The sequence below is a fragment of the Bacillus sp. 17RED48 genome (genome assembly GCF_019837545.1).
In the GTDB taxonomy this organism is placed as follows: domain Bacteria; phylum Bacillota; class Bacilli; order Bacillales; family Bacillaceae_G; genus Bacillus_A; species Bacillus_A wiedmannii.
In genome coordinates this window covers 539,586-561,836 of record NZ_JADAXG010000002.1, presented here as the reverse complement: position 1 = coordinate 561,836, position 22,251 = coordinate 539,586, and the positions used below count along the sequence as shown (strand labels likewise).

The 22,251-nt window shown below is 35.3% G+C and carries 27 protein-coding genes, 2 pseudogenes and 1 other annotated feature; of the genes and pseudogenes, 16 read left to right on the top strand and 13 right to left on the bottom strand.

Annotated features, from left to right (window positions below):
- Nucleotides 1–34 precede the first annotated feature (34 nt).
- The 3 genes from dltB to ILT06_RS09565 are packed head-to-tail and all read right to left on the bottom strand — an operon-like array spanning nt 35 to nt 2,871.
- Nucleotides 35–1,201, bottom strand: coding sequence for a D-alanyl-lipoteichoic acid biosynthesis protein DltB (gene dltB / locus ILT06_RS09575; protein ID WP_088048375.1), 1,167 nt, complete (start codon nt 1,199–1,201; stop codon nt 35–37).
- Entirely contained in the window at nt 1,198–2,712 is a 1,515-nt protein-coding gene (dltA, locus tag ILT06_RS09570; RefSeq protein WP_000770515.1) for a D-alanine--poly(phosphoribitol) ligase subunit DltA, read from the bottom strand. The genes dltB and dltA overlap by 4 nt, the downstream gene beginning before the upstream one ends.
- Nucleotides 2,713–2,724: 12 nt before the next feature.
- On the bottom strand, nt 2,725–2,871 hold the full coding sequence (locus ILT06_RS09565) for a teichoic acid D-Ala incorporation-associated protein DltX (RefSeq protein WP_000440293.1): 147 nt from the start codon (nt 2,869–2,871) through the stop codon (nt 2,725–2,727).
- Between the two features lie 328 nt (nt 2,872–3,199).
- On the opposite strand from ILT06_RS09565, the gene ILT06_RS09560 reads away from it, so the two are divergent.
- The 5 genes from ILT06_RS09560 (at nt 3,200) to ILT06_RS09540 (ending at nt 6,269) form a co-directional block, all read left to right on the top strand.
- The gene (locus ILT06_RS09560) at nt 3,200–4,369 is read left to right on the top strand and encodes an amidohydrolase (RefSeq protein WP_098103454.1); all 1,170 of its coding nucleotides are present in this window, start codon (nt 3,200–3,202) and stop codon (nt 4,367–4,369) included.
- Between the two features lie 226 nt (nt 4,370–4,595).
- Nucleotides 4,596–4,772 (top strand): hypothetical protein, encoded by a 177-nt coding sequence (locus ILT06_RS09555; protein ID WP_016088748.1) that lies wholly within the window; start codon nt 4,596–4,598, stop codon nt 4,770–4,772.
- Nucleotides 4,765–5,211 carry a flavodoxin gene (locus ILT06_RS09550; protein WP_000041146.1) on the top strand — a complete coding sequence of 149 codons (447 nt, stop codon included), beginning with the start codon at nt 4,765–4,767 and terminating at the stop codon, nt 5,209–5,211. The genes ILT06_RS09555 and ILT06_RS09550 overlap by 8 nt, the downstream gene beginning before the upstream one ends.
- 24 nt (nt 5,212–5,235) lie before the next feature.
- Nucleotides 5,236–6,009 (top strand): hypothetical protein, encoded by a 774-nt coding sequence (locus ILT06_RS09545; RefSeq protein ID WP_088048377.1) that lies wholly within the window; start codon nt 5,236–5,238, stop codon nt 6,007–6,009.
- Nucleotides 6,010–6,107: 98 nt separating this feature from the next.
- Nucleotides 6,108–6,269, top strand: a complete 162-nt coding sequence (locus tag ILT06_RS09540; RefSeq protein ID WP_016088745.1) for a hypothetical protein — start codon at nt 6,108–6,110, stop codon at nt 6,267–6,269.
- Nucleotides 6,270–6,271: 2 nt separating this feature from the next.
- On the opposite strand, the pseudogene ILT06_RS09535 reads toward ILT06_RS09540, so the two are convergent.
- Nucleotides 6,272–7,173 (bottom strand): annotated as a pseudogene (locus tag ILT06_RS09535) (aminoglycoside phosphotransferase family protein).
- Nucleotides 7,174–7,256: 83 nt separating this feature from the next.
- Between ILT06_RS09535 and ILT06_RS09530 the strand changes: the two are divergent.
- A complete protein-coding gene (locus tag ILT06_RS09530) occupies nt 7,257–7,775 on the top strand; it encodes a hypothetical protein (protein ID WP_064476700.1) in 519 nt (172 codons plus the stop codon).
- 63 nt (nt 7,776–7,838) lie between these two features.
- Here the strand turns inward: ILT06_RS09530 and ILT06_RS09525 are convergent, their stop codons facing one another.
- From ILT06_RS09525 to ILT06_RS09515, 3 genes are all read right to left on the bottom strand, one after another.
- A complete protein-coding gene (locus ILT06_RS09525) occupies nt 7,839–7,988 on the bottom strand; it encodes a hypothetical protein (protein WP_064476699.1) in 150 nt (49 codons plus the stop codon).
- A gap of 18 nt (nt 7,989–8,006) precedes the next feature.
- On the bottom strand, nt 8,007–8,180 hold the full coding sequence (locus ILT06_RS09520) for a hypothetical protein (protein ID WP_000343561.1): 174 nt from the start codon (nt 8,178–8,180) through the stop codon (nt 8,007–8,009).
- A 70-nt stretch (nt 8,181–8,250) separates the two neighbouring features.
- The gene (locus ILT06_RS09515; protein WP_088048378.1) at nt 8,251–9,615 is read right to left on the bottom strand and encodes an MATE family efflux transporter; all 1,365 of its coding nucleotides are present in this window, start codon (nt 9,613–9,615) and stop codon (nt 8,251–8,253) included.
- Nucleotides 9,616–9,796: 181 nt separating this feature from the next.
- Here ILT06_RS09515 and uppP point away from each other — a divergent pair, with 181 nt between their 5' ends.
- Nucleotides 9,797–10,591, top strand: coding sequence for a bacitracin resistance undecaprenyl-diphosphatase (gene uppP, locus ILT06_RS09510; protein WP_064476696.1), 795 nt, complete (start codon nt 9,797–9,799; stop codon nt 10,589–10,591).
- A 29-nt stretch (nt 10,592–10,620) separates the two neighbouring features.
- Here the strand turns inward: uppP and ILT06_RS09505 are convergent, their stop codons facing one another.
- Together ILT06_RS09505 and ILT06_RS09500 are read right to left on the bottom strand one after the other, a co-directional pair.
- Nucleotides 10,621–11,208, bottom strand: a complete 588-nt coding sequence (locus ILT06_RS09505) for a thioredoxin family protein (protein ID WP_002070995.1) — start codon at nt 11,206–11,208, stop codon at nt 10,621–10,623.
- A gap of 33 nt (nt 11,209–11,241) precedes the next feature.
- Nucleotides 11,242–11,672, bottom strand: a pseudogene (locus tag ILT06_RS09500) (regulatory YrvL family protein).
- Between the two features lie 162 nt (nt 11,673–11,834).
- Between ILT06_RS09500 and ILT06_RS09495 the strand changes: the two are divergent.
- Nucleotides 11,835–12,254: a MarR family winged helix-turn-helix transcriptional regulator gene (locus ILT06_RS09495; RefSeq protein ID WP_000081442.1), complete on the top strand. Its 420-nt coding sequence runs from the start codon at nt 11,835–11,837 to the stop codon at nt 12,252–12,254.
- A 136-nt stretch (nt 12,255–12,390) separates the two neighbouring features.
- Nucleotides 12,391–12,546 (top strand): hypothetical protein, encoded by a 156-nt coding sequence (locus ILT06_RS09490; protein WP_000184929.1) that lies wholly within the window; start codon nt 12,391–12,393, stop codon nt 12,544–12,546.
- A gap of 22 nt (nt 12,547–12,568) precedes the next feature.
- On the opposite strand, the gene ILT06_RS09485 is transcribed toward ILT06_RS09490, so the two are convergent.
- Nucleotides 12,569–13,804: a dicarboxylate/amino acid:cation symporter gene (locus ILT06_RS09485; RefSeq protein WP_064476695.1), complete on the bottom strand. Its 1,236-nt coding sequence runs from the start codon at nt 13,802–13,804 to the stop codon at nt 12,569–12,571.
- A gap of 993 nt (nt 13,805–14,797) precedes the next feature.
- Here ILT06_RS09485 and ILT06_RS09480 point away from each other — a divergent pair.
- A complete protein-coding gene (locus tag ILT06_RS09480; RefSeq protein WP_000454120.1) occupies nt 14,798–16,141 on the top strand; it encodes a TrkH family potassium uptake protein in 1,344 nt (447 codons plus the stop codon).
- Between the two features lie 33 nt (nt 16,142–16,174).
- Here ILT06_RS09480 and ILT06_RS09475 read toward each other — a convergent pair whose 3' ends face one another.
- Nucleotides 16,175–16,567: a hypothetical protein gene (locus tag ILT06_RS09475; RefSeq protein ID WP_002007169.1), complete on the bottom strand. Its 393-nt coding sequence runs from the start codon at nt 16,565–16,567 to the stop codon at nt 16,175–16,177.
- Nucleotides 16,568–16,770: 203 nt separating this feature from the next.
- Here ILT06_RS09475 and ytfJ point away from each other — a divergent pair, with 203 nt between their 5' ends.
- Both ytfJ and ILT06_RS09465 read left to right on the top strand, forming a co-directional pair.
- Nucleotides 16,771–17,238: a GerW family sporulation protein gene (ytfJ, locus tag ILT06_RS09470; protein ID WP_064476678.1), complete on the top strand. Its 468-nt coding sequence runs from the start codon at nt 16,771–16,773 to the stop codon at nt 17,236–17,238.
- 108 nt (nt 17,239–17,346) lie between these two features.
- Nucleotides 17,347–17,436, top strand: coding sequence for a hypothetical protein (locus ILT06_RS09465; protein ID WP_000608225.1), 90 nt, complete (start codon nt 17,347–17,349; stop codon nt 17,434–17,436).
- Between the two features lie 351 nt (nt 17,437–17,787).
- Here the strand turns inward: ILT06_RS09465 and ILT06_RS09460 are convergent, their stop codons facing one another.
- Together ILT06_RS09460 and ILT06_RS09455 are read right to left on the bottom strand one after the other, a co-directional pair.
- The gene (locus ILT06_RS09460) at nt 17,788–18,027 is read right to left on the bottom strand and encodes a YkuS family protein (RefSeq protein WP_000101010.1); all 240 of its coding nucleotides are present in this window, start codon (nt 18,025–18,027) and stop codon (nt 17,788–17,790) included.
- Between the two features lie 126 nt (nt 18,028–18,153).
- Nucleotides 18,154–18,393 (bottom strand): DUF3911 family protein, encoded by a 240-nt coding sequence (locus ILT06_RS09455; protein WP_000752504.1) that lies wholly within the window; start codon nt 18,391–18,393, stop codon nt 18,154–18,156.
- 68 nt (nt 18,394–18,461) lie between these two features.
- On the opposite strand from ILT06_RS09455, the gene ILT06_RS32870 reads away from it, so the two are divergent.
- The 4 genes from ILT06_RS32870 (at nt 18,462) to ilvN (ending at nt 22,231) form a co-directional block, all read left to right on the top strand.
- The gene (locus tag ILT06_RS32870; RefSeq protein WP_048561401.1) at nt 18,462–18,668 is read left to right on the top strand and encodes a hypothetical protein; all 207 of its coding nucleotides are present in this window, start codon (nt 18,462–18,464) and stop codon (nt 18,666–18,668) included.
- Between the two features lie 141 nt (nt 18,669–18,809).
- Complete coding sequence (gene ilvE, locus ILT06_RS09450; protein ID WP_064476677.1) at nt 18,810–19,706, top strand: branched-chain-amino-acid transaminase; 897 nt, start codon at nt 18,810–18,812, stop codon at nt 19,704–19,706.
- 17 nt (nt 19,707–19,723) lie between these two features.
- Nucleotides 19,724–19,951: a binding site (T-box leader), on the top strand.
- 73 nt (nt 19,952–20,024) lie between these two features.
- Nucleotides 20,025–21,725 (top strand): acetolactate synthase large subunit, encoded by a 1,701-nt coding sequence (gene ilvB / locus ILT06_RS09445; RefSeq protein ID WP_222655028.1) that lies wholly within the window; start codon nt 20,025–20,027, stop codon nt 21,723–21,725.
- Complete coding sequence (ilvN, locus tag ILT06_RS09440) at nt 21,722–22,231, top strand: acetolactate synthase small subunit (protein WP_000822948.1); 510 nt, start codon at nt 21,722–21,724, stop codon at nt 22,229–22,231. Before ilvB ends, ilvN begins: the two co-directional genes overlap by 4 nt.
- The last annotated feature ends 20 nt before the right edge of the window (nt 22,232–22,251 follow it).

Below are 22,251 nucleotides of genomic sequence, written 5' to 3'. Positions count from 1 at the left end.
ATGTGCAACTTCTTACTAGTATAAGAAGGGTGCATTAAAAGTATCTGTTAAGGTGTCCAGAGAAAATTAGGAAACCGAAACATACAACGTGGAACGTAATTACAATCGCAAGGACATGTGTAAATTTATTGTTTGGCCAAAACTTATGCTTCTTGTTTTTTCGTTCGAAAATATCGAATAAAATAAACAGTGCGGCATGATAAAGACCATAAATAATGTATTGATACACATGCTCACCAGTAATATGCCAAATTCCCATGATGAAAAAGTTCAAAAATGCACCGATATAAGAAATTGTGTAACGGTTTTTAATTAACTTTTTCTTCGTTGCAAAAAAGACGAAACGCATGTAAATAAAATCACGGAACCAGAATGATAAACTCATGTGCCAGCGGTTCCAGAAGTCTTTAATGTTACGACTAATGAACGGTTTATTAAAGTTTTCTGGTGTTTTAATACCCATCATATAACTTACACCAATTACAAATGAGCTATAACCAGCAAAGTCAAAGAATAAATATAAGCTATAGCTATACATGTAAATCATATTGGATAGGATTGTATCTTGCTGAGCAAATGCCGGATCCATAAAATATTGCTTTATTAAGTAAGCGATAATAAATTTATACAAGAAACCTTGGAAAATACGGTTTAATCCTGTATATAGTAAATTTTGATATTCTTCAGCGCTAGGTGGTTTTTGAATATCTTTTTGGAATCTGCGGTAACGATCGATAGGTCCCGTTGAAATCGCAGGGAAGAATAAAACGAATTCCCAAAAATTAAAGAAGGAAAGTTCTTTAATTAAGCCATCACGAACTTCAAATACCATTTGCACTGCTCTAAATGTTACATAGGACATGCCTAGAAATACAATAAACTTTAGTTCAGGTGCAAATGGTGCGACTTTCGCCAAAATAAGTGGCAAAATCGATAAAATAACAGCTACACAAAACGTGAATGTACTATTCTTTTGTTTTCTTAAAATTAAATAGCCTTTAATCAGGGCATATTGCCAAATAATAAATGCGGCTAACATAATCGCTTGCTTCGGTTTATCCGAGAAGATAATAGCGAGCATGACTAATGTTAAAACGGCATTATATTTACGCAACATTTTACCTTTTAATCCAGCTATGATAGTAGGTATTAATAAAATGCCCACTATAGCGAAAAAATAAAATGATCCATATGCGGTCATGCTGTAACCTCACTCAATAATTTTTTGCGATCTACCTTTCCATTTGGTGTCATTGGAATAGAAGATTGATACATGAATTTACGTGGAATCATGTAGTTTGGTAATCGCTCATTGAGTTCTTTTTTAATTGCAGATGTTAATTTGAATTCTTTTTCAAATGAATGTTCGCCAGGAACAACAACCGCTAATAAATAATCGTATTTCTCACCTTTTTTAATTGGAACGATAACTGCTCCTTCTACGTAAGAACACGCACGAAGGTGATGCTCAATTTCTTCTAATTCCATTCGATAACCATGCAGCTTAATTTGGAAATCAAGACGACCATTATAGAATAGAAGACCATTTTCAACATAGCCAGCATCGCCTGTTTTATAGGCACGCTCACCGTCAATCATAGTAAATGCTTTTTCTGTTAATTCAGGGCTTCCTAAATATCCAACGCTTACGCTTGGACCGACAATTACGATTTCACCTTTTTCACCATCAGGTGCAATGGTGCCATCTTCTTTCATAATAAGAAGGCGGCAGTCTGATTTACAGTAGCCAACTGGAAGTGATTTGTATTGATCAAGCACTTCTTCTGTAACGTGAATACCTGTTACAGCGACAGTAGCTTCTGTTGGACCGTACGTATTCATAATTGTCGCTTTCGGGAAACGCTCAATTAATTTTCTAGCTACTTCATTTGGTAACACTTCACCGCAGAATAAGAATGTTTTCATGTTCGGTAGCATACTCTCAGAGAAAGATGCTTCCATTAAACACATCTCTGCGAAAGATGGTGTTGAAGTCCATACTTGTATATCCGATTGCTCTAAAGAAGCAAACAAGTCTTTTGGACGTGCAATCATATCTTTATCGATTGCCCAAAGTGTACCACCTGTTACTAAGGATGGGTAAATATCCATGACAGATAAATCGAATGAGAAAGGTGCTTGGTTTAAGAATACTTGCCCTGTTTGTAAGTTGAAATCTTCTACAGCCCATTTTGTAAAGCTTACAAGGCAGTTATAAGTAATCTGAACCCCTTTCGGATTACCTGTGCTTCCTGATGTGTAAATAATGTAGAAGTTCTCATCACCTTTTACCGCATGTTCAGGATTTGGAGTGTTCCCTTTATGAGTAAAGAAAATATCTTTTAAGTTGTCTTCACTTACAATGCGAACTGGTAAATCAGTTACTGTTACTTCAGTTCCTGATAAAAGTAGTTTCGCACCAGAATTTTCAGCGATACGTTGTACACGATCAGCTGGGATAGATAAATCTACAGGAATATAAGCATGTCCAGCTTTTACACATCCTAAAAAGTTAATAATCATTTCAGGTTGCATATGGCCATACACCATAATTGGTGAACGATCATCTGGATACGCAGAAGAAATCCAATGTGCTAACGCATCAGAATCTTCCTTTAATTGTTTGTACGTAATTTTCGCATCTCGCCAAACAAAAGCAGTTTGATCAGGCGTTTCAATAGCCCACTTTTCAATTTGTTCTAATAACTTCATAACGTTCCCACCCTAAAATTCGTTGTAAATAAATGTACTTGTGTTTGTATCATGGAATCCATACAACCAAAGCAATGCAAATAAAATTGCAAGGTAATAAACCGTCTTTGCAACCCATTGTGTGAGTGGTCGAGACCATATCTCTTTTAATCTTTCCATGTCTTTCCCTCTCTTAATGAAATGATAGCTCTTTGTAGGTATCATGTCCTACATTATTGTGAAAAAAACAAAATTCCACATTTTAGGTAAAAATAAGTCAAAAGGCTCTTTTCTGATATTAGCACTAAATACTAAAAAAGAAAATCCCTAACTTAGCAATTATATTACATTCAGTATGAATTTGTAATGGGTTTGACATGTAAATAGGAAGTGGATTGTGTGAATGTATAAAAGTGGTCTGGGAGAATGTATAGAAATGTAATATTTGTTTGAGTTTTTCATAGTTAATGTATGAATTGTTAAAGTTTCATAAGAGGAGGAATTTCTGATGAAGAGGATGTGGAAGGATCTTATTTTAGAAGAAAACATTATTAAATGGAGACAGCATTTTCATAAATATCCGGAATTATCATTTCATGAAAAAGAAACTTCACAATTTATATATGAAACATTATGCTCATTTTCTTCTTTAGAAGTAACGAGACCGACGAAGTATAGTGTACTAGCAATTAAAAGAGGGACGGGACAAGGGAAAGTAGTTGCGATTCGAGCTGATATAGATGCTTTACCAATTCAAGAGGAGACAAGGAAATCTTATACGTCTGTGAATAAAGGAATGATGCATGCATGTGGGCATGATGCTCACGCAGCTATTTTGTTAAGTACAGCAGAGGTGCTATCAAATATAAAGGAAGATTTCGTAGGTGAGATTCGTCTCTTCTTTCAGCACGCAGAAGAGGTGTATCCTGGCGGGGGACAAGAAATGGTTGAGGCAGGCGTGATGGATGGTGTTGATTATGTAATAGGTTTACATGTTATGTCTGGATTGGAGAGCGGGAAAATCGGAATTGCGTATGGACCGATGATGGCGGCACCAGACGTATTTACAGTTGAAATTCAAGGGAAAGGAGGGCATGCGGCGAGGCCAGAAGAAACGATAGATCCTATTGCTATCGGAGCGCAGATTATTACAAATTTACAACATATCGTATCAAGAAATACAAGTGCTTTCATGCAAAGAGTTGTTTCAGTTACGCAGTTTCATGGGGGAATGGCTGATAATATTATTCCTAATGCAGCAACTTTAATGGGAACTGTGCGTTCTTTTAATCAAGCGTTAAGAATAGAAGCAGAAGAGAAAATTGAGCAAATCGTGAAAGGAATCACAAAGGCACATGGAGGAAAGTATACATATACGTATCGATACGGATATGATCCGGTTATTAATGATGAATATATTACGAAAGTAGTAGAAGAAAGTGCACTACATTTGTTTGGGAATGAGCGTGTTGTGAAGCTTGAACCTTCTATGGGAGGAGAAGATTTTTCAGCATATTTAAGAAAGGCACCGGGTTGCTTCATTAAATTGGGGACGGGGAATGAAAAGGTAGATACTTGTTATCCGCATCATCATCCGAAATTTGATGTAGATGAATCAGCTTTAATTTATGGAGTGGAATTATTTTTAGAGACAGCGATAAGACTACTAAAATCATAGAAAAGTATAAAAAAAGGCAACTGCGCTCTATCGCAGTTGCTTTTATTTCTTTCCGTCAGAGAGGGCTGAGAAAGAACTATGCTCATTTATAGTATATGAATAGCTAACGGACAAGCTTGTACATTTTAATCATTTTTTAAAAAATAGTTATTGACATTGATAATCACTGTCAATTAATCTAAGGGTAGTTGAAATTGATAATTATTATCAATAGGATGGATGAGACATGTTAATGAGAAAAAAATTTCACCTTCTGCGGAGGGGATTAAAAGATAAAAATAAAGATGTTGATCAGCATATGGAATGGCAACGAAATGTAATTCGTTCTGAATATGTAGATGAGAAGAGTACGCTTCCAACAGAAAAAGAGATACAAGGTAAAAGGAGAGATTCAGTTGAGTAAGTTAGTAATGATTTTTGCAAGTATGAGTGGAAATACAGAGGAAATGGCTGATCATATTGCGGGTGCAATTCGTGAAACAGAAAATGAAATTGAAGTTATCGATATTATGGATTCACCAGAAGCTTCTATACTAGAACAGTATGATGGAATTATTTTAGGTGCTTACACTTGGGGAGATGGTGACCTTCCTGATGATTTCTTAGATTTTTATGATGCAATGGATTCTATTGATTTAACCGGGAAAAAAGCGGCAGTATTCGGATCATGTGATTCGGCTTATCCGAAATACGGCGTGGCGGTTGACATTTTAATAGAAAAGCTACAAGAGCGCGGAGCTGCAGTTGTGTTAGAAGGACTAAAAGTAGAATTAACGCCAGAAGATGAAGATGTAGAAAAATGTTTACAGTTTGGAGCTGAATTTGTAAAACACCTTTCTTAATGGCAGAAGGGAGATGAAGAGCAAGTGCATGAGAAAATCGCAATCAAAACGATGACAGATTATCATTTGTATGATTTTATGCGTTGTCCGCATAAATTTTATTTCCGTCATATAAAAAGAAGAGAACCTTCTTCATTTGAATGGCAACAAATCGCACAAATGATTGTGAATCGAATTATTAATGAATATTACACACTACCTGCGGGCCAACAAACGAAAATCGTACTTTTAATATTAATAGAAAAGTATTGGAAAAAGGTAAGGATTAATATGTTTGCTTCAAAGACGGAGTATTATATTGTGTTAGCGAAGCTAACGGATCACTTATTACAGTTTGTTGAAAGAGATGATAGTCAGATACCGCCGTTATTTTTATATGAAAAATTTCAAACATATATGGAAGAGTTAGGTGTCCACATGTCATTGACAGTAGAAGTTGGTGAGTGGAGTACTGAGTCGTTTGTAATTAAAAAGTATGTTGTCGATGCGGATGAGGAAATGCTTGCTCTTTGTCAAAAGTTAATGACAGTATTCAGTTATAAAGCTTTTGGCATTCTTCCCGGAAAAATTGAAGTTATTAATTTAATAGAAGGAACTAAGTATGAGTACATTCCGAAACAGGAAGATATTATAACTGGAATGGCTGATTTATCTAGAATGAAAGAAATGTTGCAACAACCTGAGCATTATACAGAGCGTCATTTTCGTTCTGAGTGTATAAGTTGTGCGTTTCGTAGTGAATGCCAAAGGGAAGAAGCAAAGAAAGAAGCGAAACAGAAGAAAAATATCGTACATTAAAGGATACAAGTTTGTATCCTTTTTTGTTATTGACATGAAAAGCTTTTCATCATATACCGTATATTTGTAGCAGATTTTAATAAAGGGAGGAATAATCAATGAAAGATGAAACGAAAGTATTTCAATGGTTAAAAGAACAGAATGCTCCTTTTGGAATTCAACTGCAAATTTTACAAGCATTTCAACTGTATCAAGTTATTGTTGAAATGGATAAAAAGTTAATGATGTATGAGGAGAGAGAGTATAGGGAGAGAATGTAATCTCATCCCTGTAGTATTACTTTCAGTTGTTCTGTACCCGCTAGGAATTCAAGTTCATTCTTTGTTTCAAAGCTATAAACAATATTATGTAGTAAAGGGCTGTATTGATAAAAACTCGTGATGCGGTGAATGAGTAATGGGTCATCGTGTGAAGTAAGCGTACTGTATTGTTTATATACAGCTGTAGTAAATTCATGTCCGAAATTATAGTATAGTCCAGCAAAGTCAAAAGCAGGATCGCCAATTTGAGCATCACCAAAATCGATAATCCCTGAAATATTTTTGTTCTGCTTATTAAATAAAATGTGATGATGTGTAAAATCAGCGTGAATAATTGTATTTTGAAAAGTGGTTGTATCGATAAAAGTAAAGAAATTTTCGAATAACCGATTTAAAGATGATTTCTGTAACGAAGTAAGACTGTTAGTAACATACTGATTTAATTTAGTTTGTAGCTCTTTCCAGTAGGTCAGTTTTTTTCTATAGGGAATTCTAACGCTTCCACACGTTTTAAAGGAATACTATGTAGAGTCGCAAGGAAGGTGGCTAATTGTGTAATAAGTGCTTCCCGCTCTTGTTTTTCTAGTGTAGTAACTATTTCTGGTTTTAACGGCTCACCATGAATGAGTGTATAGTAACTACAAAGTGGAACCGCATCAGCATTATTGCTATATAATAGGTGATACTGTGGGACCTCAATTTCATGTAGTGAACAAGAGAGAAGTGTGCACAGTTCTTTTTCTAACGGAATTCGCATTGCATATTCCTGTTTTCGCGGGAAACGAAACAGTAGTTCATCATTGATAATAACCGCTACATTATCCCATCCTTCTTCATTTTGTTTATATGAATGTATAGAAAGATTAGGCAAAGCTTCTTTTATATATTGTTTGTAAGAGTCCATAATTGTTCCTCATTTCTATGTTAACTTATTCCACTTTATGATATCAGAATTTTCTTTCTATATGTTAAAATATACCTATCATTATGAAGAGGGGCGGGAGTATTATGAAGAAAAGACTATTCATCACTTCTTTATGTATCGCTTTTGGATTGTTTTGGTCATATAAAGAAGAGGTTTTTGCTAGCTTTAAACTGATTGATCAGTACGGATTAAATAATGAATTAAAGAACAAAAGTATAGAAACTTTAACTCATAATGAAATGAAAAAGGTAGGAGAACATTTTGTGACAGAGCAATTATCAGTGTTTGGGCTTAATAATAAAGAAGATGTGAAACGAAAAGGTGAAGAACTATTTGTAAATAGAGGATATGAACAATTAATAGGAAATTATTATCCAAATCGGTTTCGGGATTTAGAGTATAAATTTATAAACGAGGACATACGTGAAGTGACGGATGAAAGTTTTCGTTATCAAACTGCAGCGTACGTTGCGGGTACTGAAAATGGTAAGAGAAGCGAAATGAAATTGAATTATGAAATGAAAATTGTAAAGGTTAATAATATATTTAAGGTGTTAGAACAAAAACAGTATGTACAATAAAGTGAAACATGAATCAGTGCTACAAATAGCGGATAAAAAAATCCCCCAGTTCTTTGAGGGATTCTAAAGGTTTTCATTTTGTTGACCAAGTTCTTTTTGAGCAATATATAAATTTCCTTGCTCGACTTGTTTTTGAGTAAGAACAGAATCACCTGCATACCCTTTTTCTATTTTCACAGTTTTTTTTGAACGATTGGAATTTTGTTTCTTCATATAATAGACCACCTTCCATCAAAAATAAACGAAAATGATGAGTACGAGTAACACAGCGGCAAAAATGGTAATGCCCATTAAAAAAGAAGTGTTTTTATATTTAGGTGTCTTATGTACATCTTGCCGATATCCAGGTGAAATTTCAGGGGCGAATTCTTCATCGAATGATTGCTTTTTTTCTTTTTCGTCCATATGTATCCACCTTTCTTTTTCATTATGTTATACGTTCAAAGAAAAAATATGCATAAAGAAACCCACCCCTCTATCGTGAGCGGTGGTTTTCTGTTGTATATTTTCTTTGAACTTGAAAGAGACGGACAAGAAGGAAGGTGGCGCCAAATGCTAGACCGATAATAAGACCGATCCAATATCCTTTTGCTGCCCAGTCAGTGTAAGTTGCTAATATGTAACCGAGAGGGAGACCTATTACCCAATAAGCGATTAATGTCATAATTAAGGAAACATTTACGTCTTTATAACCACGTAGTGCCCCTTGTACAGGAGTTGCAATTGCATCTGAAATTTGAAATAAAATCGCAAATATAAGAAATTCTTTTGCTAAATGATGAACTTGTATATCTGTCGTATAAATAGAAGCAATTGCATCATCAAAGAAATAGAGAAGAATTGAATATAATAGGGCGAATGCAAGTGCTAAGCCAATCCCGATAAATCCATATTGTTTTGCGTTATTGAATCGCTTTGCTCCAACTTCGAATCCAACAGCGATGGTCATTGCCATTGCTAAACTTAAAGGAGTCATATATAACAAGGAAGCGAAGTTCATAGCTGCTTGATGAGCTGCGATTGTTGTCGTACTAAAATTACTCATCATAAGTGTCACTGCAGCGAAAATACTCGTTTCAAAAAAGATAGCAAATCCGATAGGGACGCCAAGTTTTAAGAATTCATTCCAACTTGAAAGAGAAGGACGATATAATTGTTTAAAGATATTGAAAGATGCGAAAGGCTCTTTCGTACGAATAATAATAACGGTAATAATTAAAATGCACCAATAGGTTGCTGCAGAAGCAATTGCCGCCCCAACACCACCGAGTTTTGGAAAACCGAAATGACCAAAAATTAATACATAATTTAATACTACGTTAATTGGTAATGATAGTAATGTAATGATCATCGTTGTGCGAGTTTTTCCTAATGCATCAATAAACCCACGTAAAACAGTGTAAGTAAATAAAGGGATAATTCCAATTGCAATAATACTTAAAAATTTTGCCGCAATACGTTCCACAGGTTCTTCCAGGCGCATGCCGTTTAAAATAGGTGAAACAGCGAAGAAACCGATAAGGATGACCACGAAACTAGCACAAATTGCTAAATATACTGCTTGTATGACAACTTGGGGAACATCCTCTTTTTTCTTGGATCCAATGAGCTGTGCAACAATTGGAGTGGTAGCCATTAAAATTCCTGTTAATCCGGTACTAACGGGAAGCCATATACTTGTTCCGATAGCAACACCCGCTAAATCAATAGGACTTGCGTGCCCTGACATTGTCGTATCGAAAAAACTCATTGCAAATAATGACATTTGCGTTACGAAAATCGGGAAAAATAGTAATACAAATTGCTTTAATTTTTGTGAGAATGAATTAGTTTCTTTCATAAAATCCCCTTTCCGCTAAAAAAACAAACTCTTACTATCATACAATTTAATCAAAAAATAGAAAAGAAATATGCGCATACAACATGTACAATCAATAAAAAAAGGATGCACTTTAAAAGGGGATAAGGTATTATGATAAGGTGTGAAAAATTACATATTCGTTATTAAGGAGGCACTACTCGTGGCTGATTGGTTAATTGGAATAATCATGGGGGCTGTTGAAGGTTTAACAGAGTTTTTACCAGTTTCATCAACAGGACATATGATTTTAACAGGTCATTTACTTGGATTTGACGACGAGAGAGCGAAAGTTTTCGAAGTTGTTATTCAATTGGGATCGATTTTAGCAGTTGTTGTTATATTTTGGAAGCGTCTATGGTCTTTAGTAGGTATAGGGAAAGTAACCGAGGGACCATCGTTAAATTTATTACATATTATTATCGGGATGATTCCTGCCGGCGTACTTGGCGTATTGTTCCATAGTGCGATTAAAGAAGTTTTATTTGGGCCAGGCCCAGTTGTCATCAGTTTAGTGGCTGGTGGTATTTTAATGATTGTTGCTGAGAAGTTTTCGAAACCAAGTACAGCAAGAACATTAGATGAAATCACATATAAGCAAGCTTTTACAATTGGAATGTTCCAATGTTTAGCGCTTTGGCCAGGATTTTCTCGTTCTGGTTCTACAATAAGTGGTGGTTTATTAGCTCGCGTGTCACATACAGCGGCGGCTGAATATACATTTATTTTAGCAGTACCAATGATGGTAGCTGCAAGTGGTTTAGATTTAATTAAAAGCTGGGATATATTAAGTACGGCTGATATCCCATTATTTGCAACAGGATTTATTACAGCATTCGTTGTTGCGATGCTTGCAATTGTTTCATTCTTAAAATTATTAGGTCGTGTAAAACTAACACCGTTCGCTTACTACCGTTTCATTTTAGCTGCGGTATTCTATTTCTTCTTCATTATGTAATAAAAAAACTGCCGAGTTCGGCAGTTTTTTTATTTTACTACTTTTTCCATCATGCTTTCCATTACATGTTCCCAAAGAGAAGTATCATCAGCTAATGTGGCACGGAAATTAGCGTACATTTCTTTTTGTTTCTCTTCGAATGTTGGATCTTCTTTTTCAGGCAATGTAGCGCGCATTGAAGTTACTAACTCTTGTACTTTTGGAGCGCGTGGTCCCCAAACGGCTTGTTCATTTCCATCTTTATCAATGAAAATAAAGATTGGAATGGCACGTGCTGTTCCATTTGTTAAATATTGATCCATTAATTCTAAGTTTTCATCGCGAATTAATAATCTCATATCAATATTTGCAACTTCAGAAATTCGTTTCATAACAGGTACGCATAAAAGAGCGTCACCACACCAATCAGCTGTTAATACGATAACACGCCAGCCATCATTTTGGCGTTCTTCTAATACAGGAAGTAATTCATTTGGAATTAAAAAGTTATTGTAAATGTGCAGTAGCTCGTATTGATTTACTTTCATTTCATTCACATATGTATCAAAGGACATACCTTTATCAGCCCATTGTTGTAAGTTCATAAGTAACACCTCTTTAGTATGATTTGTTTTCATTGTACCAATTTTTATATAGAAAAGCTTGTATTCTTACTCTTTCTTATCACTAAATAATTTATTGAGTGTGTAAAGGAATAGTGCGACACATAGTTCAGCTATGTTGGACATTTGTACACTCTCTATCCAGTCGTCGGCGGTATGTATGACAAACCAATCTAACGTAATTTCAATTATGGAGAGCAGAGCGATTGAGAGCCAATTGGGCATATTTATCATCATTGGATGAAAGAGCACTTTAAAGAAAATAAATATAAAATATGTAATACCATCTAATAAAAGAATAAGTAAAAAAAGAGTAGTAGAGCTGTTCTTGATGAATATTCTATACCTGTAATATGAAAGATTCCTACATATACAAAGAATATAAATGCAAAAATTATAATGAGAAACAGAATAACAAAACCAATAATCAAAGTCTTATCTTTTAGATTGAGATTAGAAAATTTGTCTTCTTCATTCATTATTCCATCCCCTTTTTCTGGAAAATCAACTTTATTGTATCATGAAATGTCTATTAAAAAACTACGAATTATGGGAAAATAAGGTGACAAAAAGTAAGATTTCATGTAAAATTATTAATAAGGTTTTTATTTAACTAAATGAAATAAAAGGGGCTGTCAAAGTTGTCTCAAAATCGAGAGCAATTAATGGAAGAACTATCGACAAATGTTTTTGCTATGTTCCGCACGTTGCGTAATGATATTGGAAAGATATTTGGTGGTTACATACCGTGGAATGAGTTCATCGTCCTTAGAATATTGAATCGTACGAATAAAGAAATGGTATCACGTGTAGCCAATGAGTTAAATGTGTCGAATAGTCATATTACAGCTGTTACAGAAAAATTAATTAATAAAGGCTTTGTAACCCGTTCACGTTCTACATCAGATCGCAGAGTTGTATATTTAGAGATTACAGAGCAAGGAAAAGATTTAGTTGCAAAAATGGAAGGGGAGAAAAAGAAATATTTACAAGAAAGATTCTCCGCGCTTTCAGAAGAAGAAATGAATATAATGATATCTATTTCTAAAAAACTTATTTAAGTCATTACAAGTAAGAAAACGCTTACGTATTGAAGAAGAAGGCTTTCCTTATATGAGGAAGGTCTTCTTTCGTATGTAAAAGATTATAAAAAAGAAAATATGTAACATACTACTAGTAAAGGAAGGGGGCAAAAATATGACAAATCGAAATGGTAGTAAAGGGAGCGGAAATCAAGGCTCACCAAAATCAGGACAATTTCAGCAAGAGTTTAGTGCGGAATTTGATACTGGTAATGATAACAAAGGAAAAGAATATCGTTCGAAAAAAGGAAGTAAATCAAAAAAGGAGTGAATCATTTCACTCCTTTTTTGATTTAAGATGCTGCAGATTGATCTGTATTATATTTTTCTTCTGATTTTGCGACGATCATTGCACAAATTGCATCACCAGAAATATTTACAGCTGTTCTTGACATATCTAGAATGCGGTCAATACCGATAATTAAGGCAATACCTTCTACTGGTAGATTTACTTGATTTAAAACCATCGTAAGCATTACAAGTCCAACACCTGGTACACCGGCAGTACCGATACTAGCTAGTACAGCAGTTAATACGACGACAGCTAATTGGGACATAGTAAGATCAACTCCGTATACTTGAGCGATAAACACAGTTGCTACACCTTGCATAATGGCAGTACCATCCATATTAATCGTTGCACCTAGTGGTTGTACAAAAGAACTTATCGCTTTTGGAACGCCAAGTTTTTCTTGTGCTGTTTTCATCGCAAACGGAAGAGATGCATTAGAGCTAGATGTACTAAATCCAATTGCCATTACCGGTCCGAAATGTTTAAAGAAACGGACAATACTTTCTTTTGCTAATACCTTTAATAATCCGCCATAGACGAAGACGCCGTGAATAATAAGTACTAGCATAACGACAATCATATACTTGAACATCGCAGCGACGCCTGCAAGACCCATTTTACCAACGGATGAAGCGAGCAATCCAAATGTTCCGATTGGCGCTAATTTCATAACGAGATTAACAAGATACATCATTAATTCGTTGCCCTGTTCAAGTAATGAATGGATACCTTGAACCCGTTTTCCTAAAATAGCTATACCGAGTCCGATTAATACGGCAAAGGCAATAATTTGTAACATGTTTCCATCAGCCATCGCTTTTGCTGGGTTATCTGGTACGATATTTAGCAATGTATCCACGAAAGATGTTTCGGTTTTTGCCCCTTCATATTTAAGCCCTTCTGTTTTAAAGTTACCGCCAGATCCTGGTTGAATAATCAGTGCAAATGTAACTGCAATAGAGATAGCACCGGCTGTAGTTACAAGAAAGAATGAAATTGATTTTAAGCCGATTCTTCCAAGTTGTTTCGGGTCTCCAAGCCCAGCAGCTCCGAGCACGATAGAAATGAATACAACAGGAACAACTAGCATTTTAATGAGGCGAATAAACAATTGACCAAGTGGATTGAACACATATTGGTTTAATGGTTCAAAAATGGATGGTGCAGCTAAATTTAAAGTGAGTCCAACAACTAAACCGAGAAATAATGCAATTAAGATTGCTTTTGTTTGTTTCAATAAAACCCCCCTTATTTTTGTGAAATTGCTTTCTACATTAATTGTACCGAAAAACTACTTGTTTTGACATTATTTTCTGAATATTTTGTATAAAAATTTGTGTTTAAATATAGATTGCTTTTGCTAAAGTAAGCAAAAAAGTTGGGGAATCTAGTTAGAAAACAAAGTAGACCATCACATAAGATGGTCTAGGGAAGGGGACAATTTATGTCAATTTAATTAGGGATGGAAGTTGTTCAAGACACTGGGGAATGTCTTATAAATTAGGGAGGAACAACTTCGATACATATACTATAAAAGATAGAAGTGACCTTGGTGTGAACATAGAGTGAAAGGGAGAGGGAGTTTTAGATAAGAGATAGAGTAAACAAAAAATAAGACCATCACATAAGAGATGGTCAAGGAAGGGGACAATTTATGTCAATTTAATTAGGGATGGAAGTTGTTCAAGACACTGGGGAATGTCTTATAAATTAGGGAGGAACAACTTCGATATATATACTATAAAAGATAGATGTGACCTTGGTGTGAACATAGAGTGAAAGAGAGAGGGAGTTTTAGATAAGAGGTAGAGTAAATAAAAAATAAGACCATCACATAAGAGATGGTCAAGGAAGGGGACAATTTATGTCAATTTAATTAGGGATGGAAGTTGTTCAAGACACTGGGGAATGTCTTATAAATTAGGGAGGAACAACTTCGATATATATACTATAAAAGATAGAAGTGACCTTGGTGTGAACATAGAGTGAAAGGTATGAGAATTTGAGAAATGATACATATAAAATGATTGTTGCGAGAGTTGTAGAGTACGAATAAATATAATAGAAAGTTTCTTGTCATAAAATGAAGTGGAGTTCGAGTATAAATAAAAGTTGAAATCTTTAAAAAAAAGGATTATGCTCAACTATATTATAAGAATATAAGGTTTATCCCGCTATGTAAGGTTTCTTATAAGCCTTTAGTTATGAGGGGAAAAGGGAGTTAGTGAATATGGAAGTAACAAAAAGACAAGGGCTGTATAATCGTTTTATACGATTAAATCCACCACAAATATTAGCATTAGGTTTTTTCTGCTTAATTGTGGTTGGCGGTTTGTTATTAAAGTTACCATTCGCAACGAAAGTACATATTAGTTGGGTAGATGCTTTCTTTACGGCAACGTCAGCAGCAACTGTAACGGGATTAGGGGTAGTAGATACTGCAAGTACGTTTACGATGTTTGGCGAGATTGTTATTATGTTTTTAATTCAAACAGGTGGTTTAGGTCTTATGACAATTGCCATTTTAATTGTTTGGGTATTAGGTAAAAAAATCGGGTTACGCCATCGATTATTAATCGGAGAGGCATTTAATCAGACAAATATAGGTGGTCTTGTAAAATTAGTAAAGCGTGTCTTTATATTTTCAATTTGTATTGAGCTTATTGGAGTCATCTTTTTATCGTTTCGCTTTATTCCAGAGTTTGGCTTTGGAAAAGGTGTATACTATAGTATTTTTCACGTTATTGCATCTTATAATAATGCTGGATTTGCTCTATGGCCGGATAATTTAACAAGGTATGTAGGAGATCCTATTATTAATATTGGGATTTGCTCTTTAATCGTAATAGGTGGTCTCGGTTTTACCGTATTAATTGATATATGGTATAGTCGTAGCTTTCGAAAATTATCACTTCATTCTAAAATCATGATTGTTGGAACAGTAGCGTTAAATGTTATAGCAATGATTGTGATTTTTGTATTGGAATATAATAATGTGAAGACGTTAGGAAATTTACCTTTAAATGAAAAGTTATGGGCTTCTTTCTTCCAAGGTATTACTCCTCGTACTGCTGGATTTAATACAGTTGACTACGGGGGAATGGAAGAATCATCTATATTATTTACGATGGTTTTAATGTTTATTGGTGCAGGAAGTGTATCAACAGGTGGAGGGATTAAATTAACAACTTTTGTTATTTTAGTTACATCCGTTCTTTCTTTCTTTAGAAAAAAAGAGGAAATCGTTTTATTTCAGCGCACTATAAAAATGTCAACAGTAACGAGAGCGTTAGCCATTGCTGTTGCCAGTCAAATACTCATTTTTGCAGCAGTATTTGTATTAATGCTTACAGAAAACTTTAGTTTTATTCAGTTACTATTTGAAACAATTTCAGCGTTTGGAACAGTAGGGTTAACGATGGGGATTACTGCAAAGTTATCAGCGTTTGGAAAATGTATTATTATGTTTGTTATGTTTTGTGGATTAATTGGACCGTTAACACTTGTTTTTTCTTTAGCGCGACCAGCAAAACAAAAAATCAAATATCCATCGGAAGATGTATTTACAGGATAAGGTATCCCGCATAAGCGAGATACCTTTTTCTTTTTAAAAAAGGGAGAACAATAATCCGACAAGTGCTACTCGGAATAAAATTGCAATGAGTGCTGCAATTCCGCCGACAATCGCAGCGATACCACCAGTTACAGTAGCTCCGCGATTATAAGCGTAAATTCCTAGTAATACAGAAACAAGACCAAATAATGTTGGGAAGGTAAAGAGTGATAAGATAGATAAGGCAAGAGCGATAAAGCCAGCAGTTGATCCAGCGGCGGACGATCTTACATCATCTTTATTATCTTTCTCATCGTAATCATAATCAATGCGCTGTGGTGCAACCTCAGCTGCATATTCTTCTTTATAGTCACTATAATCACTATCTATTCTATCTCTTTTTTTATACTCATCAAATTTCTCAGTCAAAGTCATGACTCCTTTCATAACAAGGTTCAATAGTAGTATGCATCTCTTTTTCTTTTTTATCCCGCTATTTGTGGCCCGCAAACGCCCGATTGGTAAGGGTTAATACTTAGTGGGTGATGAACAAAACCTCATTGATTAAAATTTTACTTTATCCGAGCTTGTACAAGGCGTAATTCCACTTAGAAGAGTGGAATTATTTTTTTGAAATAGGAAAAGTTAGTATGACTTCCTCTATTTTGGAAAGTATAAAAAAGAATAATGAGGAAAGGGTGCAATACATAATGGAACATCCAATTGAAAATTTAATGAAAACAGCAATGACAAATTTAAAAGAAATGGTAGATGTAAATACGATTGTTGGAAGTCCAGTTTCAACAGCTGATGGAAATGTAGTATTAACAGTATCTCAAGTGGCTTTTGGTTTTGGTGCCGGTGGAAGTGACTTTAAAGGTGATTTTATTTCCGAAAAACATAATAACGGACAAGGGCAGCATAAAGAGCACAAGCAAAGTCATCCATTTGGAGGCGGAAGCGGGGCTGGGGTTTCTATTAGCCCAGTTGCTTTTTTAGTAGTCGGTTCTAACGGTGTGCAAGTATTACACCTCAATAGTAGTACACATTTAATTGAAAAGGCTTTAAATACAGTACCAAGCACTGTAGATAAATTTGTAAATGGTCGCCAAAAGTGAACTTGCATTTTTTAGGAATTATGATATATTAGAAAAAGTGCGCTTTAAGATGATCGGAATAATTGAACTGTAAATATATATGATGTGTGGAATAAGGGAGAGGAATTTATGATTAATATCAAAAACTTAGTAGTTGGCTTATGTATGTTAGTAAGCGGTTTTGTTGTATATGTAATAAAAGAAAAAGCTCCATTCTAAAACAGACAAACCGTTACTGTCTGTTTTTAATTTGTAAAAAATGTTGACAAGTTATTGTATTGGTGTTAAAATTTTAATTCGTGTCTCGGTTACAGCTAGTATAAAGTAAATAAATCTTATAAATGTAATACGAAAAGTTTGCGAAAGATCGGGTAGTCTTACCAACAACTTTTGTGAACAAACCCTATAAATTATTATTGTAGGCTTTATATGTATACTAGTGAATCAAGGAGCGGTCAGTGGAACCGTAATGATGAGAGAGAGGTAGGGCTTTCATCCAGTATATGTTACTTTCCCGTTAGGTGAATATAAAAAAGAGGACTCCTTTTCAAAAGGAGTCCTCTTTCTTTTTTAAGTGCGGCTCTCAACTTGCTGACAAATTTCATCTGTTGTTAAACCATGAGCTGCAATTACCGATCCCTTAATTGATGCATCTGCAATACCCATCATATTAGAATCTTGCCCAGTTACAACACAACAATCGCACCCTTGTGCATCATGTTCTGAGCCCAGGGTAACAACTTCATGTCCCTGTTGCTGAAGAGCTTGTTGAACATCTGTTAATGAGTTTTCAACGCCAATTCTAGCCATAATTCTCACCTCCTACCATCTAGTTGCTAGTATGCTCTAGTACATCGTATATATTTATGCAAAGACGGTAGGAAGCATATATTTATCCTGCTATTTACGGATAGCTTGATTAAAGTATCACTTTATTTAGTCGTTATATACACCAGTAAGCATTTGACTTACGAATTGATCGTTTAAAGTATCTTGGGCAGAAGAAGTATTTGAATGAATGTCAATTGAAGCAATAAAATTATTATGTTCTTTATTATTTGGTTCTACCTCTACATAATTATCGAATTTACAAAAACCTTTCGTATCCATTAGATCAAATAGTTGAAGCATTTCTACTACCTCTTGTCTCGTTCCTTTAATTTGTACACACGCCATATTGATTTCCTCCTTCATTTTGACAAATTGTTTTTTAAAAATAGGATTATGATTACGAAACGAAAAATATGAATGTTATTTTTAGACAGCGTTATTTTTATTATTTTCCCCCTTTTTCAGCAAAAGTCGTTATATATTCCCGAATTTATAAAAACGGACGTCCGTTTATTGAATACAATAGATTCGTATCAATTGATGAAAATCCTTCTTTTAAACAAATATTTTTTTTAGGGGAAATTGACGAAAAAAATTTTTTGACTTTTTGTAAACGTTAACAATGCTGTTAAATCAATATAATCAAAGATGTATGTACGATTAAAAATTAAAAATTTTCTAAAAATTTACTTGATTTATTTAGAAAGGAGAGTAAACTAGGAAACAATAAAAAATTCATAGAACATAGGAGGCGCTTTCCAGTGAACGAGCAATGGATTTTCTTAAATGGAGAATTTGTTCCAAAAGACGAGGCAAAAGTTTCAGTATATGATCATGGTTATTTATATGGCGATGGAGTATTTGAAGGAATTAGAGTATATAGCGGTAATGTTTTCCGTTTGAGAGAGCATCTTGTCCGGTTATATGAATCAGCAAAATCCATCATGTTAGAAATTCCATATTCTTTAGATGAAGTAACGCATATTGTTGTTGAGACGATTCGACAAAATAAATTATCTAATGGATACATTCGCCTTGTTGTATCGAGAGGAGCAGGAAATCTTGGATTAGATCCTGATTCTTGTAAGAAACCGAATGTAGTAGTAATTGCAGAACAACTATCTTTATTCCCGCAAGAATATTATGAAAAGGGGATTCCGGTTGTAACAGTTGCAACGCGCCGAAACCGTCCAGATGTTTTGTCGCCTCAAGTAAAATCTTTAAATTACTTAAACAATATTTTAGTTCGTATTGAAGCGAAATTAGCTGGAGTACAAGAAGCACTTATGTTAAATGATCAAGGATACGTAGCTGAAGGATCGGGAGATAACGTGTTTATTGTAAAAGGAAATAAATTAATTACACCACCAAGTTCTGCTGGAGCGTTAGAAGGCATTACACGAAACGCTATATTAGAAATCGGTGAAAAACTTGGATATGACGTTAGAGAAGAGTTATTTACAAGACATGATGTATATGTAGCTGATGAAGTATTTTTAACAGGAACGGCTGCTGAAGTAATTGCTGTTACGACAGTAGATGGTAGAACGATTGGTTTAGGGCAAACAGGTCTACATACGAATCGTTTATTAGAAGAATTCCGAAAGTTAGTTGTAGAAGATGGAGAGAAGATTTACGAAGAAAATAAAGTTGGATAGCAACTCTTTATAACAATAAGAAAGCGTTGAGAGGGAGGAGTAGTTGATTGTGAAGCCTCACAGAGAGTCGGTGGTTGCTGAAAACCGATGGTTCACGTCGACGAACATCGCCCTTGAGTGCTAAGCTGAAGCATTTGTCTAGGCTTAGACGGTAGCTCCGTTATTAGCTAGACTCATTTATGGGTCACTGAGGCAAGAGTATTCTTGCGAAGAAGGGTGGTACCGCGAAATCTTTCGTCCCTTCAGCACATAGCTGGAGTGTGGACGTAGGATTTTTTTTATTGATAAAAGTTTTCAAAAAGGGGGCTTATAAGAACAATGTCTTCAAAAACGGAAGAGAAACTGGCAACTGGTGCACAGCTATTGTTAGAAGCGTTAGAAAAGGAAGGAGTAGAAGTAATTTTCGGTTATCCTGGTGGTGCTGTTTTACCTCTTTATGATGCACTCTATGACTGTGAAATTCCGCATATTTTAACAAGGCATGAGCAAGGAGCTATTCACGCCGCGGAAGGGTATGCCAGAATTACTGGCAATCCAGGGGTTGTCATTGCAACGAGTGGGCCAGGTGCTACAAATGTTATTACGGGCCTAGCAGATGCGATGATTGATTCATTACCACTTGTTGTATTTACAGGGCAAGTAGCAACGACATTAATTGGAAGTGATGCTTTCCAAGAAGCGGATATTATGGGGCTTACGATGCCAGTGACAAAACATAACTATCAAGTGCGAAAGGCTTCAGATTTACCTCGAATTATTAAAGAAGCATTTCATATTGCTAGAACAGGAAGACCAGGCCCAGTCGTTATTGACCTTCCGAAAGATATGGTAGTAGAGCAAGGAGAACGATGTAATGACGTACAAATGGATTTACCAGGATACAATCCTAATTATGAACCGAATTTACTCCAAATAAACAAATTATTACAAGCAATTAGGGCTGCAAACAAGCCGTTAATTTTAGCTGGAGCAGGTGTATTGCATGCGAAGGCTTCGAAAGAGTTAACAAGTTTTGCTCGTAAATATGAAATTCCTGTTGTGCATACATTACTTGGTCTTGGTGGGTTTCCGCCAGATGATGAACTTTTTCTAGGAATGGGAGGAATGCACGGTTCTTACACAGCCAATATGGCGTTATATGAATGCGACTTACTTATTAATATAGGTGCAAGATTTGATGATCGTCTTACTGGGAATTTAGCTTATTTTGCTAAAAAGGCGACTGTTGCGCATATCGATATTGATCCAGCCGAAATCGGAAAAAATGTGCCGACTGAGATTCCAATTGTTGCAAGTGCTAAGCGAGCGCTGGAAGTATTACTTCAACCAGAAGGAAGGAAAGAAAATCATCATAAGTGGCTCTCTTTATTAAAGAGTAGAAAAGAAAAGTATCCACTATCTTATAAAAGGAATTCGGAAAGTATTAAGCCTCAATACGCAATTGATATGTTATATGAAATTACGAAAGGAGAAGCGATTGTAACAACAGATGTTGGGCAACATCAAATGTGGGCAGCCCAATATTATCCGCTCAAAACTCCTGATAAATGGGTAACTTCAGGAGGATTAGGAACGATGGGCTTCGGATTTCCAGCAGCAATTGGTGCGCAAATTGCAAAGCGTGAGGAATTAGTTATTGCAATTGTAGGTGACGCTGGATTTCAAATGACCTTGCAAGAATTAAGTGTGTTAAAAGAACACTCATTGCCTGTTAAAGTATTTATCTTAAATAATGAAGCTTTAGGAATGGTAAGACAATGGCAAGATGAATTTTATAATCAAAGATACTCGCACTCTTTACTGTCGTGTCAACCAGATTTCGTCGCTCTTGCGAATGCGTATGGCATAAAAGGAGTTCGTATAGATGATCCACTTCTTGCAAAGAAGCAAATACAGCAGGCGATTGAATTACAAGAACCAGTCGTAATTGATTGCCGTGTACTTCAATCAGAAAAGGTAGTGCCGATGGTTGCGCCAGGGAAAGGTGTTCACCAAATGGAGGGAGTGGAAAAAAGGTGAAGAGAATTGTTACAGCGACAGTTCGAAATCAAAGTGGTGTGTTAAACCGAATTACGGGTGTTATGACACGAAGACATTTTAATATTGAAAGTATTTCAGTAGGTCATACGGAATCATCGGACATATCGCGGATGACGATTGTTGTACACGTTGAAAATGAACAGCAAGTGGAACAGTTAATTAAACAACTTCATAAGCAAATTGATGTTCTGAAAGTATCAGATATTACAGAAGAAGCGATGATCGCAAGAGAACTTGCACTTATTAAAGTAGCAACATCAGTAGCAAGAGCAGAATTATATAGTTTAATTGAACCGTTTCGAGCCGCTGTAATAGATGTTGGGAAGGATTCCATAGTTGTGCAAGTAACTGGTACGCAGGAGAAAGTAGAAGCATTAATTGAATTACTTCGTCCGTATGGTTTGAAAGAAATTGCTAGAACAGGTGTAACAGCGTTTACGCGTAGTATGAAAAAACAAGATAAGCAAGTTATGTTAATTCAATAACCATTTAAATATAGGGGGAA

Excerpts from the sequence above, each read along its gene's own strand:
- dltA (WP_000770515.1), bottom strand. The coding sequence starts at position 2,712 with ATGAAGTTATTAGAACAAATTGAAAAGTGGGCTATTGAAACGCCTGAT.
- ILT06_RS09520 (WP_000343561.1), bottom strand. The coding sequence starts at position 8,180 with ATGGACGAAAAAGAAAAAAAGCAATCATTCGATGAAGAATTCGCCCCT.
- ILT06_RS09505 (WP_002070995.1), bottom strand. The coding sequence starts at position 11,208 with ATGAAAACAAATCATACTAAAGAGGTGTTACTTATGAACTTACAACAA.
- ILT06_RS32870 (WP_048561401.1), top strand. The coding sequence starts at position 18,462 with ATGAATGTTATTTTTAGACAGCGTTATTTTTATTATTTTCCCCCTTTT.
- ilvB (WP_222655028.1), top strand. The coding sequence starts at position 20,025 with ATGTCTTCAAAAACGGAAGAGAAACTGGCAACTGGTGCACAGCTATTG.
- ILT06_RS09460 (WP_000101010.1), bottom strand. The coding sequence starts at position 18,027 with ATGGCTAGAATTGGCGTTGAAAACTCATTAACAGATGTTCAACAAGCT.
- ILT06_RS09515 (WP_088048378.1), bottom strand. The coding sequence starts at position 9,615 with ATGAAAGAAACTAATTCATTCTCACAAAAATTAAAGCAATTTGTATTA.
- ILT06_RS09465 (WP_000608225.1), top strand. The coding sequence starts at position 17,347 with ATGATTAATATCAAAAACTTAGTAGTTGGCTTATGTATGTTAGTAAGC.
- ILT06_RS09480 (WP_000454120.1), top strand. The coding sequence starts at position 14,798 with ATGGAAGTAACAAAAAGACAAGGGCTGTATAATCGTTTTATACGATTA.
- ILT06_RS09490 (WP_000184929.1), top strand. The coding sequence starts at position 12,391 with ATGACAAATCGAAATGGTAGTAAAGGGAGCGGAAATCAAGGCTCACCA.
- ILT06_RS09540 (WP_016088745.1), top strand. The coding sequence starts at position 6,108 with ATGAAAGATGAAACGAAAGTATTTCAATGGTTAAAAGAACAGAATGCT.
- ILT06_RS09560 (WP_098103454.1), top strand. The coding sequence starts at position 3,200 with ATGAAGAGGATGTGGAAGGATCTTATTTTAGAAGAAAACATTATTAAA.
- ILT06_RS09475 (WP_002007169.1), bottom strand. The coding sequence starts at position 16,567 with ATGAAAGGAGTCATGACTTTGACTGAGAAATTTGATGAGTATAAAAAA.
- ILT06_RS09555 (WP_016088748.1), top strand. The coding sequence starts at position 4,596 with ATGTTAATGAGAAAAAAATTTCACCTTCTGCGGAGGGGATTAAAAGAT.
- dltB (WP_088048375.1), bottom strand. The coding sequence starts at position 1,201 with ATGACCGCATATGGATCATTTTATTTTTTCGCTATAGTGGGCATTTTA.
- ILT06_RS09525 (WP_064476699.1), bottom strand. The coding sequence starts at position 7,988 with ATGAAGAAACAAAATTCCAATCGTTCAAAAAAAACTGTGAAAATAGAA.
- ILT06_RS09455 (WP_000752504.1), bottom strand. The coding sequence starts at position 18,393 with ATGGCGTGTGTACAAATTAAAGGAACGAGACAAGAGGTAGTAGAAATG.
- ILT06_RS09530 (WP_064476700.1), top strand. The coding sequence starts at position 7,257 with ATGAAGAGGGGCGGGAGTATTATGAAGAAAAGACTATTCATCACTTCT.
- ILT06_RS09565 (WP_000440293.1), bottom strand. The coding sequence starts at position 2,871 with ATGGAAAGATTAAAAGAGATATGGTCTCGACCACTCACACAATGGGTT.
- ytfJ (WP_064476678.1), top strand. The coding sequence starts at position 16,771 with ATGACTTCCTCTATTTTGGAAAGTATAAAAAAGAATAATGAGGAAAGG.